Annotated in this window: 11 protein-coding genes; 2 read left to right on the top strand and 9 right to left on the bottom strand. The window is 48.9% G+C overall.

Features of this window, described 5'->3' with window-relative positions; genetic code table 11:
- Window positions 1-359 precede the first annotated feature (359 nt).
- The gene (locus tag GA565_RS19455; RefSeq protein ID WP_152200194.1) at window positions 360-1019 is read left to right on the top strand and encodes a TetR/AcrR family transcriptional regulator; all 660 of its coding nucleotides are present in this window, start codon (window positions 360-362) and stop codon (window positions 1017-1019) included.
- Complete coding sequence (locus tag GA565_RS19460; RefSeq protein ID WP_152200195.1) at window positions 1019-2227, top strand: multidrug effflux MFS transporter; 1209 nt, start codon at window positions 1019-1021, stop codon at window positions 2225-2227. The genes GA565_RS19455 and GA565_RS19460 overlap by 1 nt, the downstream gene beginning before the upstream one ends.
- 65 nt (window positions 2228-2292) lie before the next feature.
- Here the strand turns inward: GA565_RS19460 and cspE are convergent, their stop codons facing one another.
- The 9 genes from cspE to GA565_RS19505 all read right to left on the bottom strand — a co-directional run bounded on the left by cspE (window position 2293) and on the right by GA565_RS19505 (window position 16898).
- Window positions 2293-2502, bottom strand: a complete 210-nt coding sequence (gene cspE / locus GA565_RS19465; protein WP_009636912.1) for a transcription antiterminator/RNA stability regulator CspE — start codon at window positions 2500-2502, stop codon at window positions 2293-2295.
- Between the two features lie 177 nt (window positions 2503-2679).
- Window positions 2680-3459 carry a DUF2076 domain-containing protein gene (locus GA565_RS19470; RefSeq protein ID WP_152200197.1) on the bottom strand — a complete coding sequence of 260 codons (780 nt, stop codon included), beginning with the start codon at window positions 3457-3459 and terminating at the stop codon, window positions 2680-2682.
- A gap of 133 nt (window positions 3460-3592) precedes the next feature.
- Complete coding sequence (locus GA565_RS19475; protein WP_152200199.1) at window positions 3593-4720, bottom strand: ABC transporter substrate-binding protein; 1128 nt, start codon at window positions 4718-4720, stop codon at window positions 3593-3595.
- Window positions 4721-4935: 215 nt separating this feature from the next.
- Window positions 4936-6999 (bottom strand): prolyl oligopeptidase family protein, encoded by a 2064-nt coding sequence (locus GA565_RS19480; RefSeq protein ID WP_152200201.1) that lies wholly within the window; start codon window positions 6997-6999, stop codon window positions 4936-4938.
- Between the two features lie 59 nt (window positions 7000-7058).
- A complete protein-coding gene (locus GA565_RS19485; protein ID WP_226950996.1) occupies window positions 7059-8303 on the bottom strand; it encodes a serine hydrolase in 1245 nt (414 codons plus the stop codon).
- Window positions 8304-8403: 100 nt separating this feature from the next.
- Window positions 8404-9417, bottom strand: a complete 1014-nt coding sequence (locus GA565_RS19490; protein WP_152200203.1) for a Ppx/GppA phosphatase family protein — start codon at window positions 9415-9417, stop codon at window positions 8404-8406.
- A 113-nt stretch (window positions 9418-9530) separates the two neighbouring features.
- Window positions 9531-10196, bottom strand: a complete 666-nt coding sequence (locus tag GA565_RS19495) for a DUF1345 domain-containing protein (RefSeq protein WP_152200205.1) — start codon at window positions 10194-10196, stop codon at window positions 9531-9533.
- Between the two features lie 65 nt (window positions 10197-10261).
- On the bottom strand, window positions 10262-13087 hold the full coding sequence (locus tag GA565_RS19500; RefSeq protein WP_152200207.1) for an OTU domain-containing protein: 2826 nt from the start codon (window positions 13085-13087) through the stop codon (window positions 10262-10264).
- Between the two features lie 376 nt (window positions 13088-13463).
- Window positions 13464-16898 carry a hypothetical protein gene (locus tag GA565_RS19505; RefSeq protein ID WP_152200209.1) on the bottom strand — a complete coding sequence of 1145 codons (3435 nt, stop codon included), beginning with the start codon at window positions 16896-16898 and terminating at the stop codon, window positions 13464-13466.
- Window positions 16899-17005: the final 107 nt, after the last annotated feature.

Genomic DNA, 17005 nt, shown 5'->3' on the forward strand with positions numbered 1-17005 from the left:
ACCCTCAGTTTATTACAGCACGATTTATTGCACTTCGCTGTCCAGATAATATGAGGCTTACTATGTTTTCACTTCCAAAAACTGCCAGCGAAATGGCCGTATCCGTTCTTTGTCTGGCAGTAGTGCTGAGCTTTCTGCACAGCTATTTACTGTAATTTTTCTCTGCCCATCCCTTTAAAAAGAGCGTAGGTCAAGCGACCAAAGCTCTTTTTGCCACATTTATAATACAATTATTTATTTTCCCCTCCAGATTCCCTATAATTGAGAACGAACGTTCACATACTCTCATCATCCGGCACTGTGTGATTTAACCTGTTGATTTGAGACAAGAACACGTTATCCACTTGTCAGGTGCCTTTATGCATCCCGCACACCAAACAAAAGACCAGCGCGCTTGTGCCCGCAGGGACCAGATTGTTGCCGCCTCACGACTTTGTTTTCGCAAGCACGGATTTCACGGCGCGGGAATGGCTGAAATTGCCAAAATGTCGCAGCTTAGCGTGGGCCAAATCTACCGTTATTTCGTCAACAAAGACGCCATCATTGAAGAAATTGTGCGACGCATCGTCTTCAAAAAAATCCAGATAATGACCGGCGACGCGCCTAACATGAAGCAAATGGCAAGTAACCTGGCTCACCGGGTTATTGGGGCTCAAAACGTCGATCACAGCCAAATTCAATGCCCCGAACTCAGCCCGGAGCAAAACGAAATCGACCACGCGTTGATGCTTGAAGTGACGGCCGAGGCTACGCGTAATCCGGTGGTCGCAAAAATACTGCGTGACGCTGAGTCCAAGTTATTTAACGAAGCCAAAGCGATGTTAACGCCCTATTACCCCAACATGCCCGAAGAGCAGCTTAAGGCGCGTCTCGAGATGCTGGCCGTGCTGTGTGAAGGGACGGCTTTTCGTCGTCTGACGCATAAGCACGCAGACTCAGAAATACTCAAAGCCGTTTATCATCAGGTATTTACTCACATCTTTAGCGATTGTACGCCTCCCCACAATGCGGAAAATTAATGAGCGATCATTTAGTTAAAAAACGCCTCGGCTATGCCTTGGTTTTAGGTTCACTGGCAGCGCTTGGACCTCTTTGCACCGACCTCTATCTCCCTGCCTTGCCGGACCTGGCAAGCGAACTGAATACTAACACCGCCACCAGCCAGCTAAGTCTGACGGCTGGCCTACTGGGCTTGGGCGCAGGGCAGCTTATTTTTGGTCCGTTGAGTGACCGCTTCGGTCGAATGCGTCCGCTGTTGCTTTCGCTGGTGCTGCTACTGGCGGCTTCGGTCTGGTGCGCACTGGCCCCCGACATCGACCAGTTAATTATCGCTCGCCTGCTGCAGGGCATCGCCGGTGCCGGAGGTGCCGTACTGTCTCGCGCCGTCGCACGCGATCTTTATAGTGGCCACGACCTGACCAAGTTCTTCGCACTGCTCATGCTGGTAAACGGGCTTGCACCGATTATTGCTCCGGTACTCGGCGGCGGACTGCTGACATTCCTGAGCTGGCGCGGAATTTTTGGCGCATTGGCCACGATTTCTATCCTGCTGTTTATATTCTCTGCAACCAAGCTGCACGAAACGCTGCCGGTAGAACGGCGCTCGCAGGGCGGCGCAGGTGCAATGATCAAGTCGCTCGGCATGCTACTGCGCGAACGCCAATTTATGGGGCTTTGCCTGACGCAGGGCTTTATCATGGCCGGCATGTTTGCCTATATCGGCGCGTCACCGTTTGTATTGCAGCAGATTTATCACCTCAGTCCCGTCACCTTCAGCCTGTGCTTTGCGATTAATGGGATGGGACTGGTAATTGCTGCGCAGGTTTCCACACGTTTGGCGGCGGTTTGGGGTGAACTGATGATGGTAAAAGTCGGGCTGATCATTGCCGCTATTGCATCTGTCATTCTGGTGATTGCCGGTGCAATGCAGGCACCGCTGGTGACACTGCTGGTCCCGCTGTTCTTCTCTATTATTAACATCGGAATTATCGGCCCCAATGCCGGTTCATTGGCGATGCAGAGTCAGGGTCGAAATGCTGGAAGTGCTTCGGCGTTGCTTGGCGTTTGCATGTTCGCGCTTGGCGCTACCAGCGTGCCGCTTACCGGCATTGGCGGCACGTCGGCGCTGTCCATGGCGCTGACCATTTGCGGCTGCTTCGCCATCGCCATTCTCATTTTCGTATTTGTGGCGCGTCCAACGTTTGCTAAAAAGACCGCCACTATTTAACGACAATACTTGATAACAGACAAAAAAAAACCCGCATCAGCGGGTTTTTCAGAATTCGGCTAAAGTTAGATAGCGATAACGTTAGCAGCCGACGGGCCTTTGGCACCATTGGTGATTTCGAACTCTACACGTTGGCCTTCAGCAAGAGTTTTGAAACCGTTGCTTGAAATAGCAGAGAAATGAACGAAAACATCTTTGCTGCCATCTTCAGGGGTAATGAAACCAAAACCTTTTGATTCATTGAACCACTTAACGCTACCTTTAATCTTAGACATCAAACTTACCTTAACGTGAATGTAAGACACAAAACGTGTGTCAATGACAGTACAGCAACAGATTCACGTTTTGTCCACAATTCCGATTGCAATAAGCGATAAAGCTCTCACTCTTCGCTTTTCGTCAAACGTTCGTTCTGCAAAAAGGGGCTTTTTTGGAGCCCCTATCGCCTGGACTTAGAAGAATGAGTCGTCGTCGTCGTCATTACTACCGCCAAAGAAGCTGTCGTCCGAGTTATCCAGGAAGCCAGAATAGGTGTTGTCATTGTCGTTGCCGACGTTGTTATCGTTGTTAAAATTGCTGTTGTTGTCGTTAAACGCCGGATTGTCCCAACTGTTGTTACCACTCAGCAGCGGGTCAGTGGCTGAATCAAAGTTATTATTAGTCACCTGATTGTCTTCAACGATGTTAACAATCTCAGAAGGCTGACTTTGGTGGAACATGCCGGTCAGCATGTCGGCCAGCATCACACCGCCCGCAACGCCTGCGGCAGTTTTAAGCGCGCCACCAATAAATCCTGAGCCGATTGGCGCTGATGCCGCTGGAGCAGCTTGTTGATAGGCGGGCTGTGAAGGCGCGGCATTGTTGCCCCAGGCATTATTTTGAGTGCCGGGAATTGGGCCACTGCCTGAGGAAGACGGAGTGTTCTGTGGCTGACTGCCGCCACCACCAAACAGACCGGCCAGGAAACCTGTACTTTGCGGTTTATTGTTTTGCGCCTGACTCTGCAGTTGAGCAACCTGCTGCTGCAGCTCCTGAACCTGTGCATTCATACGCTTAAGCGCGGCTTCTTGAATGATCATGGCCTGAGCCATGTAGTAAGGCGCACCCGGTTGCTTGCTCACAAAAGACTGGATTAGGCGTTCAGCCTCAGCGTCACGCGGTGCGGTATTGGACTCTGCCTGTTGCAAACGGCTGAAAAGACCTTCAATTAAACGCTGTTCTTCGGATTGCATGGGATCACCTTTCACTGTTTATTACTGGCCATGCGAAAGCATGGCCGAGTCTGACACTCACACTAATACAAATAGTTTCTTCTATGTATTAACTGAGTGTCAACAGATGTGATCTGCGTAAAGTTCTGTACGACTACTTCTTAGGCTGCCAGCTGAAAATGAAATTCTGATCCGGTAACTGTGTGAAGTTACGAATAATTTCGTGGTAGGTATGCGCCGGGTCCAATTCTTTAAACTGCTGCGGATAAATGAATTTTGCCAGATATTCCATCCCCACGATGTTGTAAGGGTGGTTATAAAACTGATGGTAGACAGCATAAACATTTTTGTCGGCCACCGCGGGCACCTGAGCAACACCCGTGCGCGAGATAAGCACCTTCGCTTCTTTATCTACCTCAGCCTGCGATGCGCCATAACCAAACGGCATCATTGTTGTCTGGCCTTTGCCCGGATGAATAGAACCGGTAAACAGGTAGACGTCTGGTTTCATTGCAATCACTTTTTCCAGCGCCACTTCACCGGTTGCGCCTGGCAGCAGTGCGGAACCGATATTTTTCGCCCCTACGGCCTCAATCAGTTTACCCCAGCCCGTTTCTCCGTGAGTAAAGCAGCATGAGTCAGAACGGCCAGCCAGCGGTTCAATAAATACATTTGGACGATTCTTTATTGAAGCAATCGCGTCTTGAATACGCTGATAGTGTTCATTGTAGAATTTTGTGTAGGCAGCGGCATTTTTCTCCTGGTTCAATACTTTACCCAGTAGTTCGATGCTAGGGGCAGTGTCTGTTGCAGGATTGATGTCGTAATCTACGAACACTATCGGAATGTGCAACGCATTCAGCTTGTCGATAACGCCGCCCTGCTGCAGCGATTTTTTAGCCCTCAGTTGGGCAATCATTAAGTCGGGATTTTTTGAAATTACCGTTTCCAGATCCACCTGACCCTGATCGCTAAAGCCCATATCAAGAATTTTCGCCGAGGCTGGCCATTTGCTCTTCAGCATATCCCAGGTACCGGCATCGGTATTTTTAAGCAGGTTGTTCCAGGCGACGACGCGCTTGAATGGGTTGCTTTTATCCAGCACCGCCAGCGATAAAATATCGCGGCCGTCCTGAACGATAATACGCTCAGGCTCTTTATTGAGAGTGATTTTTTGGCCTGAAATATCGGTTACGGTCAGTGGATAAGTGGTAGCAAAACTCGCAAAAGAGGCGGCCATCAGGCCCGCTACGGACAGCACGCGCGCAGTATTTTTCAACATGGTTGTACCCGAACAATTGATTGTAAAATAGAAATGATTATAAGAACCATTATCAAATGATGCCGGAATAATAAACAGTTAACGGATTAGCGGGCAACGCTTTTACCTAAGGGAAAGTGATTTAACTATTTCAAAATATTAATGAAAGGATTTAAAGCGGAAACGTGGCGGATGAAATGCCCGAGCTTGCGCACCGGGCATTATTTTAAAGCCCGTTACTTGTCAGCAAGGTATCGCCACAAAAACTCACTGACCAATGCACGTTTAAAGGCGTTTTGGGCTTTGTCTGCCGCTGCACTGTGACCACCTTCGGTGTTCTCATAAAAATAGACGTTTTCGATGCCCAACTGCTGCATTTTGGCGGCCATTTTACGCGCATGCCCAGGACCAACGCGGTCATCGCTGGTCGCGGTACTAAACAACACCGGCGGATAAATTTTTAACGGGTCGATATTATGATAAGGCGAAAACGCCTGAATATAGGCCCACTCCTCAGGTTTTTGCGGGTCCCCGTATTCGGCTATCCACGAGGCGCCAGCAGAAATTTGCGTGTAGCGCTGCATGTCGAGTAGCGGAACTTCACAGATAATGGCACCAAAAAGTTCAGGATAACGGGTGAGCATATTGCCTACCAGCAGGCCACCGTTGCTGCCGCCCTGGGCCGCGAGGTGCGCTGGTGAGGTGATTTTTCGGGCAATCAGGTCTTTGGCAACCGAAGAGAAATCCTCATAGGCACGCAGGCGTTTTTCCTTCAGTGCCGATTGATGCCAGCGTGGTCCATATTCACCCCCGCCGCGAATGTTGGCGATGACAAATACGCCGCCACGTTCGAGCCACGCAGGACCGGTTACCCCCAGATAATAGGGGTCGAGAGAGATCTCAAAGCCGCCGTAGCCGTAGAGAATGGTTGGATTAGTGCCGTCGAGTGGAATATCTTTCGCCAAAATAACGAAGTAAGGCACCTGTGTACCGTCGTCGGAGGTGACAAAATTCTGCGTAACCTGATAGGCCGAGGCGTCAAAATATGCCGGAGCCTGTTTGATAATTTCTGCCGTGCGACCGTTTTCCTCACCCAATACACCGTAATACAGCGAGGTGGGTTGCAGAAAACCCGTCACCGTCATAAAGAATTCATTGGTCTCGTCGTCGATACCCGATGCACTGATCTTACTCAAGTCTGGCGCATCCCCCAGCCCCTCGCGGGTCCACAGTCCCCCTTCGGGCTTTAGCACTTCAAGCCGATTCACCACGTTGTCCATAACACTCAGGATCAGGTAATCACGCGTCATTGAATAGTTGTCGAGCGTGGTCGTTGCACCCGGCGTAAACAGCGATTTGAATTGGCGCCCACCGGCCATAAAGTCTGAAAAATCAGTGACCAACAGGCTACCTGAAGGATACGTTTCACCGTTAACCTGCCAGTCGCTTGCCGGGGAAACCAGCAACCAGTCACGCCAGGTGCTGAACTTGGCGTCCTGCGGCACGTCAATCGCCAGCAGTCCCTGTTCCTCATCGAGTAAAAACACTTCGCGATGATAGAAATCGATGACTCTACCCACAAATTTTCGCTCAAAGCCCTGCGTATCGTCATGGAATACCATCACCGACATGTCGTTTGGCTCCACCACAAACTGCGTCTCTGCCTGCTCAAGCGGCGTGCCGCGCTGCCAAATTTTGGCGATGCGCGGGTAACCCGATGTGGTCATCGAATCTTGGCCGAAATCTGTCGCAACAAACAGCCGGTCGCGGTCAATCCATGAAACGCGGCTTTTGGCAGCAGGAAGGTTAAATCCGTCTTCAACAAAAGTCAGCGCGGTGAGATCAAACTCGCGAATAGCCGAAGCGTCTCCGCCGTCGGGAGAGAGGTGCAGCAGGGCGTGCTGATAGTCCGGCGCTAAAACCTGAATGCCGTAATAGACCCATGACTGGCCTTCTGCTTCGCCCAATGCGTCGATGTCGAGTACGGTTTCCCACTCCGGGGCATCGCGGCGGTAAGACTCGAAGGTGGTACGACGCAGCAGACCGCGAGGATTTTTCTCATCCTGCCAAAAGTTATAAAAAAGGTTGCCGCACTTGCGCACGCCGGGGATTTGCGTTGACGCATTTAGGCAATCAAAGACGTCGTCGCGAATGGCTTCAAAACGTTCGCTTTCGGCAAATTCTCGACGAGTTTGCTTACTTTGCTGAATAGCCCAATCAACGGCAGTTTCGCCTTTTATCTCTTCAAGCCAGATAAAATCGTCGGGAGTATTCTGGAGATGCGTGGTGCCTGATGACATAAAACTGCTCCTGCGTACGTTTATGGCAAAAATGGGGCGGCAATACTGAGGTTCCGCAATTAATGAAAATGTAACGCCTCATGATTCAAACCCTTATGCGTTACATCATCGCTATTTTTATCATAGTCATTTTTGCTGTCTATCGCCTCGCCCATTCGTTGCAAAACTTTATGACCGATGTTGTTGGTCCAGTTAAAGCTGTTTTGCAACACCACTACCGCCGTTTTGTGCCGCGTGTCCAGCCCGATATAACTGGAGAAACCGCCGATAAACCCAACCTGATAGGTAATGGTCTGTTTGCCTATTTCATCAACAATCCAGCCATTGGCCGCCGCCTCGCTGCTGCGGGCATAGCGCACGCGCAGGGAGTCACGTAGGGCATTATCAAGGGCGCGGTCACCGGTGGGATAAAGATGAGCTCTTGCATAGGTCAGCAGATCGTCTGCGTTGGTATAAAGTCCGGCGGCGCCAATCATCAGCGATGAAAAATGCCAGTCGGGAACCTGACTGCCACGGCGGATAAATTTCGGCTGGTCACCGGCATGCCCAAGCGCGCGCTGCACATAGCCCGGTAGCATCTGAGCCTGATAGCCGGTGTGCGTCAGCTTTAAAGGGCCAGTGATGTGTTCTGCCAGAAGTGTTTCAACCTTTTTCTCGGTGCGCAACTCAAGGATGTAGTCAAGCAACCCATAGCCAATATTGGAATAGCGCGGGGAGATGTCCTGTGGCGCAGAGAAGTCGGCCAGGTAGTCGACCAGACTGTGCCGGTCGAGCGCCTGATAGAAGTTGTCCCCGGTAAAAAGGTACTGCACTACGCCGCCGAGCATCTCAGTGGTCATCATTTGCCTCGGCAGACCAGAAGTATGCGTCACCAACTGCAGTAGAGTAATTTTACGGGCATCAGGACTCAGCGGGGTATTCGGCGGCAGCAGCGTCTCAAGCGTTTCATTCCATTGGAAAACGCCCTTTTGCACCATCAGCGTGGTTATCTCGGCCAAAAAACCCTTGCTGACCGAGGCAACGGCAAACAGTGTTGAGCCGTTAACCTTGCCGCCGTCGGGCTCACCAGTTACGCCGTAGCTGTAAACGCGGGTTTGACCGTCGGGAAGCAATACGCCGACCACCAGTCCCGGAGTTTGTTTCTGTAAAATGAGAGGCAGTGCAAGACGGTTGACCTCGGCGCCAATATCACCGGTTCTCGCCAGCCGTAGGCCCTGTTCGCGAGTAGGGTCAGTTTTCATTTTGGATAAAGTACTACAGCCGCTGCTTACGCAAACCATCAGGCACAACAAAAAAATCTTCATTGCGCAATATCTTGTTATCACTAATGTTGTGCCTGTTGTTAATGCCTCGGCGAAAACCGGGGAAATCGGACGGTAAAACGTTTACCGTCCTGAGTTGTCTTTATTGCAGCAAGATACCTTGAATCAGGCTGGCCTTCACTATGGTGACGTCCGAAATATTCAACGCCTGCATAAAACCTTCGACTAACAGCAGATTTGTCACATCCGTTGCGCGATAATCACCGGATAACTGAGCATCAGACTGGGTAGTTTTCACCAGAGCGACGCGTTCAAGATCGGCAGCACTGTACTGGTTGTTGATCGGATGTAGCTGATCTTTAATGGAATAACCGTGCACTCCTCCAATACCCACCACTTTTTTGCTGCCGGCCGCTTGCATAATTTGCGGATTTACGTGCGTTCGGGCATAAAATTTCACCCAACGTAAAATTTCTCCCGCCAGTGGCCCAACCGGATTAGGTGAACTGACCTGTTTGAGGTCTTTGTTCATCATCACTTCAATAACCATGTCTTTCAGACTGACCGACGCCAATTTACCCTGATAAATTTCAGGCGTTTTGATGCCGTTTATCCGGTTATAGGTGGTCATCTGCATTGAACCGCCGCCAATGTCCCACACCAGCAGATCAGTGTCTTTCACTGTGGGGTCGTTCAGCGCGGCCTTGGCCGACAGAAAACCTTGCTCAGCCTCCTGCTTTTGCGAAATAACGCGCAGCGATACGTGCGCCTGATGGTTAAACTGCTTAATAACCTGCGGCCCGTTGGCTGCCGTTCTGAAAACAGCGGTCGCTACGCCGGTAATACGCACCGGATGAAATTTCTGTGCCTGTCCGACCAGCGCCTTAAGGGTGGTCACGCCCTGCTGTTGAATTTCCGGGCTAAGCTGATTGTTGGCAGACTTGGCCAAGTCTTCATTAAAACCAATCGGCTTTTCCTGAGCGAACAGCACTTTACCCAGTGTTTTGGTGCAAACGTTGACTTCGCTGACCAGAATTTTGGTGGTGCCAGACCCCATATCAATACCCGCACGCACCTCGGTACAATTTTTTGCCATTGCCTGCGTAGCGAAACCCAAACACAAGATTGCGGTAGTATTTTTAATCCATTTATTCATGAGTACCCTGCTCTGAAATAAACTGCAAAAAATAAAGAAGAATAGAAATACCTTCTTTAAGCAATGAATTTCAAGTCGAATCTCGATGTCGATATTTTTTCAGAGCAAAAAAACTAACTCATCAGGCCCGCCCCAACGTTAATCGAAAGCCCCAAAATAGCCAGATTAAAAATAAAGGATAATACCGCCTGCAACAGAGAGATTTTCCTCACTGAGGTATTACCGGTACCGACATCCGCCGTTTGCGCCGCCACGGCAATCGTGAAGGAGTAATAGGCAAAATCCCAATATCCGGGCAGCGGAATTTTATCGGGGAACAGCAGGACTTTATTCTCGTCATCATTATTTAAATAATGCATGTGCGCATAGTGCATGGTAAAGGCGGTTGGCAACAGAGACCACGATACCACCAGCGTTGCGGCGGTCAGGGCAATATGCTGCACCTTGTCAGCCCCGCTGAGATTTTTTACTGCCCCCAATTCAAACAATATCGCTAAAATGCTCACCAGACAGGTTATGCAAACCAGCGCCAGCACCGTGGCCGCACTTTCGTCTTGCGCGCGAGCAATGCGAGCGATTCCCTTGGCCGGCGTTTTCAACATCAACACCCACAAAAAAAGCAGGTACAGCCACGCCAGAACGTTCCAGCTAATCAGCAGCCGCTGGGTGAGCGGCTGATTGGCCGGTAAAAAGAAAAAGCTGATGACGGCAAGCAAAAGTGCAACCAGCAACCTGGGGCGAGTACGATAGTAGTGTTTGAGCGGATGCAATAAGTTCATTTTTCAGCAGTTCTTGGTTAGCCAGTCATAATCTAACTGTAGACTGCCGTGAGTGATATTGAAGATCATTGATTGGGTTTACGGTAATAAATAGGGTCAAGCATCGCCGTTGCTATACCGTGCCTTTCATTCGGTTCAACGTCTGGAACGTCGGGCAGTACAAGATCCCGTTCAGGTAATCCGCTGGGTATCGACGGAAAACGTGCACTTCGCATGATTTCCAGCGTAAGATCTTGTTCCGGGGGAACGGGTAAAGTGGGTGCCAAAGGCAAGGTTGCCCATTCATGATTGTTGCCGTAGGTAGGCATTAGCGCATCAACCTGAACAGTATCCAGCACCTGATGACGCAGCTGTTCACTGCGCTCGTCCCGGACAGCACGAGACTCCTGCCACTGCATCTCTTTATCAGCCTCCCACTGCTGCTCTTTTTCCGCATTACGCGCTGTGGCAGAGTAAGCGCCTCGCGCCGCGGCGGTCACCATGGCGGCATCAGTCACTAATGACGACAGTCGTAAACTCTGCGAGGCTTTGGCATCCTGTTGAGTTCTGATTTGACGCGTCTGCTCCCGTAACGCCAACGTCCTATTCTGAAAGCGTTCGAAATTTTGCCGATCCCGTTGTTGTAAATCATCGACTAATGCAGCATTAAAGATGTTATTTTCCGGCAATAAAGAGTCCAGACTGTGTTTTCTCTCGAGAGTCGGGTGTTTTAATTGACTTTTCTCAAAAGAGAAAAACTTTTGGAGTAGTGATGGCTCTGTTATCAGACCCGCGTCATGGAGTTCTTTAACCGATTGGTCAAACGTTTCCTTTGCGCTATCCAACAATGCTTTTATTCCTTTCTGCTGACCTTCTTTGAAAGCCCTGGAGGCTTGCACTGCTGTAAGCCTTTGTGACATATTTTTTATGCGTGCATAGAATGATTGGTTTTTTATAAATTCCAGCGTTAGCGGGCTGTCCGAAGTATATTTCTCTCGCATGACACTATGAATTTTTTGCCTGGTGGCTACATTACTGCTCAACAGTCTTATTAGCTGAGCGACCCTTAACCCCGACCGTTGATTCATGATCAGTGGCAAGGTATTGACTAGAGACAGTTGTAAATCACGGGTTGTCGGTAAAAAAGCCGCAGCAACGTCATCAACCGATACTCTGTGCCGATTCAATAGGTTTAACAACGTACTGGTCACTTCATGAATAACATAAGCCCCGACTTTTTCTCCTTCGGCACTTTCAATCCCCATCGCAGCCCAGCTTATTATCTGTTCATCGCTGATCCAATTTAATAGAGTTTCAGGATAAACGTTCCTTGTTTGAATAAAACGGCTTAGCAGATCGGGTAATTTTTCTGATTGCCCCGGCCTTACGGTGGATTTTTGTTTTCTTTTATTAGAACCGATCACTGGATCGTCGAATGAAATTGTACTGGCGGAGCTGGCTATTGATACATTGTTCACCTCGAATGTAGAAGTTGAGTATTGTGAAGGACTAATGTTAACTACCTTATTTTGATGAAGCAGTTGTAAATACTCCATTTCAAAAGTGTCGAGGTCCACGGCTTGAAGATATTGATGGTGGTTATTGATGAATTCCTGAGCGGCATGGCCTCTTAATTCTGCGATGGCCGCTGCTGTATCTTCACGTCCCAGCCCCTGGGCTATCGCACGGTACAGGCAGTCTCCATCGGGTTGATTGGGCATCTTCACACCGTGCTGAAACAAATTATAATGGCCGCAGTCTTCTTTCCCCGACCTAACCAGCGCAATAGTAGCCTCATCCATTGACGGCGCTCGATTAAATGGAATATCGGTAACTCCACGAAAATAAAGCGGTTGCTGTTCACCCTCTTGAACAACGGAGATGACAATATCAGCGGGCAACCTCCGCGAATTCAGCAACAGCTGTACCACCTGATCGCCCAGCTGATTATTGAAACTACCGGCTTCTCGCAGCATCAACTCTGCCATATTTTTAATGTCCTCAAGACCAAATAAGGGCATTGGCGAGAGCGGAAGATTGTAAATATCACTGGTGGAGTCATGTTGTGCGACTCCAGGTTCGGGTAAGCAGCATGAGGTAGAAGGCGCCGGTGAGGCACTCGGCGTGGTATCGCGATATTCAATCCCGGCGAGGTCGAGCAGGTTTGCTGGGGCAGTGACCCCCTGTGCGTCACACGCTGATGTATCAATGAGCTGCTGTGCATCAAACACTTTGGTTCTTCTAAAATTATTCAATAAAGCGCCGGTTGCAGCAGAGCACTCACTGGCGTTTAAGCCATGTAATTCTTTCAGCCGTAACCCCCACTCAATTTGAGTTTCACCCGGTAATCTTGGAGACTCAGTTTGCGCGCGTATTACCCCTTCGGTAACTTTTTGAAATAGGGGTCGCGTCCCCAGTGTGTTGGCGCTAACCCCAGCCACCGTCGCATAGTCTCTAAGAATGTAGTTTGGATATTCTTTCTTTAGACGGATCCCGTACTCTAAAGGCGTTTCGTCCGGTTGACAGTGCGTTTCGGAACGCATTTTATCGATAGCTTCATTAGGCTTTCGAAATAGAGGTGAGTGATGCAGCGTAATCGGCGTCACCCCTGCCGCATCGGCCAATTGAGCATGCGTTAAGTGGGGTGCGGCAATTCCCAGCCTGTAGGCATACTGAAGTGAGGTTTCGTGCTTTTCCCTTGGCGTTTTATCCTTCGCTGCAAACATCTCTTTATTTTTAGCTTCATTACCACGCAATTTATAAGGTCTTACCTGAGGTAACGGGATAAAAGAGGCTGGATTAGCCACGCCTTGCAGACTGGAAATCCACGGACTGACCGGCTGCGACATAGCGCGAGTATCAGGAAGAGGAATAAAGGGGGGAGTTGACGACGGTGTGATTTTATCAGACATCGGGTGTCACTCTCTATGAAGAGGCGTTGCAATAACGCGTTACTTACCAATAGAAGGAGAAGAGAGACTACGTGTTCGGCTAATAAATCACTGCTAGTTTTCAATCATTTGAATAATTTTTCATGATGAAAAAGGGCGAAAAAAAAAGTAGACACCCCATTAACGAAGGTTCAATCGGTAAACACTGCTTGAAACAGTCAGTGTCTGCCATTAATGAAACGGACAAAAGAAAGGACAAAAATATGTCCCTTAATTAAACGCCGTAAACGTCGAGCTTAGTCCGCCAACAAGGCGGTTTGTTCATGCTGCGGCGACGGGTCAGCAGGTCGAGTCGCTTGATGGGAATGGGGTTATTGATTGCCCTCCTCTACTATATTCATTTTTCAATAGTCTGAAGCTCTATATTTTCGAGGGAAAGTTCATCTACTCCGGGTTCATGTAAAGGCGTGTTTGGTAAAGAAATCCGCAAATTCAAATCATCCTCTTCGATATATCTCGTTAAAAGAGCATCGACTTCTTGCTGATCGACTTCTACGGCTGGCAATAGTGCATCGAGAGCATGATTAAATCTGTCCAACGGGCCCATCGTTCTGTCTAAGATTTCATTTAATCCGAGATTAAATTCGTTTATCGATTCTCTACTTTTCATTGAATCATCCAGCGAATAAATTATGGTATCAGCTGACATAAGATCTGCCTGGTCATATAACTCTGTTGCTTCGCTGTCAGGCGTCCATAGGGAATTATCGATATCAGAATCAAAGTCGCTTAAATGAATGGAAGGAATACTTTCCTCCGTAAGAAATGCTTTCCTATCCACTATTTCATTAATATGACCTTCAATCTGCGAACTCACGCTGCCGGGATGTGTTAATGGTGTATTAGGCAGGTCTATTGTGGCTTCTTTATTCAAAGCCATACTTTGAGGGCTACTGACTTTCGATTTCATTTTTTCATTTTCTTGCAGAGGGTAGCCTTCACGAATTAACGAATGAATATTGGCTGCCGAAGGCCTGACCATCCTCTGCAGCTCGCCCATGGACGCATTGATTGCCGCACCTGCCGCCGCCGCAAGAAAATTAGGCGACCGCAGGCGCAGAGTCTCGTTGGCAACATCGCGGACTGTCCGGTCTTCCTGCCACTGCCTATTTTTTAGAGCATCCTGTTCCAGGTATTTTTCGGCATTACGTGCAGCCGCGCGTCTCTGCCCATGAATAGCCAAAGAAGCCGAAGCTAGCGCCGTCGCGGCAAGCGACTCCAGCCGTTTTTGCGCCCTAACCGTCTGTTGTTCATCATGAAGTTTTCGTCCTGAGGCACGAAATGCGTTGGTATTCGTTTCCCAGCGAGAATATTTCTCTAAATCTAGTTGCAGTAACCTTTGTATCCTATCCTCAGACATCGGCAGCACATGCTCATACATAATCCTGGCAAGGTTATTGCGCTGGCGTTCTTGCTCTTCTGCCGTTGGCTTATTTAAAAGTTTTTTGTGTGTTAGTGTGCGCCAGAATGATGTGCGCCTAGATAATCCACTTTCGCGCAAAGTTTGTAGTGATATTGACAGATTTGACTTCCAATTATCTGCTTGTTGAACACCCCCTTCATGACTGTCTTCTTTATTTTTCCTTTTACGTCCCTCCAGACTATTATTTGCTGGGGCCATTTCACGGGACATTATTCCAAGGCGTCCGTAAAAATTACTATCAAGCGAATATTCTTCGCTCATCGCTCTGTCAGCGACATATTTTTCTTTGAAAAACTCTTTTATCTCTCTCCTGACTTCAGAATTTTCGCATAATTTTTTAAGCAATTGGGTGATAACTACGCCCGTCGTCGAGTGGATAACCAAAGGTATTGTATTAACAAAGCGAAGGCCAAGCTCATGATTATTTGGAAATAGCGTATTGTAAACTTGATGTTGTAATTCAGAATGGGTTGCTAGAATATTGAATAGCGCCTTCGCCGTATCTCGCATCACCCTTGATCCCGTATGATGAGCCTTTCCGCTTAAGACTGCGAGAACCGCATGCTCCATTAACTGTTCACTGCTGATCCAATTTAAAATCTCCGCAGGACTTTTCGCCGTAACCTTTTCTAGTTCGATTAATAAACCCGGTAATTTTTCTGGTTCTGCTTTCCATATCATCTGCCGTAACTTGGCCTTTTTCGCCGCGGGTGCCCTCTCTTCCACTGAGAGCGAACTTATCGAACTCGATAACGACGCGATGCCTTCCGGTGAGTCATCGACACGCGTAATGTGGGTCGTCATGGCTGGCTGAGCCATTAACGCATTTCCCGCCATTTCCTGATAACGCCTTATTGTCTCGACAACACTCATTCTGGCATCTGCTCCCAGCTGGGCAGCTTCATGCTCTCTGTTATTTTCTTCTTCATTCTTACTGTTATTTTCACCCGGCGTGACGGTATCAGGATCTAATTGGGCGATAGGCATCGCAGAGACTTGCAATACTTCGTACTGCGCCAATGCGCGATACAACGACTCTGCATCGTGACGATTAGGAACACGGTAGGCACCGTCACACAGCTCATAATATGCTTGTGTCGCACTGCCCGTAGGCGGATTAGTCCGCATCAGTCGGATTTCGTTGTGAGGATTAGCACTTGACGAAATCGGCATATTTACTCTTCGGTAAGTATTAATGGTTGCGTCATTACCTCGGACGGTAATGAAGCGTGTCGGCGGGAAATCAGCAGCGTTAAGCAGCGAATTGATTTGGTTAGCTTCTTGCAATAGATATGCACGCTCATGGGATGAGGAGGCAAGCGGCGGTGGCGAGAGAGGACTCTGCACTGGCGCCGGTGAACCTATCGGTGTGAAATTGGCATATTCAATATCAGAAAGATCAATTGTCGCCTGCGGTACGTCCGCAGCTGGAAAATTATTTGGCACTTTCATGGCCATTGTCAAATTGGGTGCAGTGGCAATATTGATGAGAACGGGCGCAGGTAGAAGGGGAATCTCAGGCTTAGTGAACACATGAGCCGCCTGTTGCGCCTTTACCGCTTTTTTTGGGTCACTGGCCTGCCCAGCAGTGCGTTTGAGACTCAATGACCGGAAAATTCCGACTTTTTGATCGCAGTAACGGGCACATTCGGCTGGAGCCAGTTTATACTCAGTCATTAAACGTAACCCCCAGTCCTTGACTGACTCATGTTCACGTTGCTCAGCCTCTGGTTTGGTTCTTAACGATGCTACCTTAGGTGTTTCTGGCTGAAATTCGGGGTAGTCTAATAACGTCGTTCTAGCCGCACCCGATACCGCGACATAATCATCATTAGAGTAGTTAGGCCTAAGTAATTTTAATCTTCTTCCGTACTTTAAATCGGTTTCCCCTTCATCACGTTTAATCTCTCGTAAGGACGTCGTCCCTATCGTTTCGCCTCTAATTCCTATGATGTGGCCCACCGTATTGCGTGAAACATCCGCCGCATCCGCCAACTGTTTTGCACTAAGTCTGTCTCCTCCCGGTGCATTTACCAGCGCAGTCACATACTCACTCCCGGTCTGAAGGGGGAGTCTTGGTGTGGCTAATTTTGCCGCCTCGATCTGTTGTCTTGATATACATTCCGCCCTGGAAAAAAATTCCGCACGATTAAACGTATTATTGCCAGGGAGGTTTACGGCGGTACTGAAGCCACTTTCCCCGCTTGTTGACGCGGGCTGAGCAGAATTGTTCACCACCATAAGCACGGTCGGAACAACGACAATATTTTGTGGAAGGGTTATCACCTTAACCGCCGTGATTAACGCGGGCGATACAAGATAATGTTGTGAAACGGGCTGATTATTCATTAATCGATCTCGGTGAAAGTGTCCTGAAGGCGAACACCTGTTGGTGTTTGAAAGGGTAAACACATTACCGAGCCGGCCAATATAAAACTCTAACGTTTCAACTAAGT

This window comes from Rouxiella sp. S1S-2, assembly GCF_009208105.1.
Lineage (GTDB): Bacteria > Pseudomonadota > Gammaproteobacteria > Enterobacterales > Enterobacteriaceae > Rouxiella.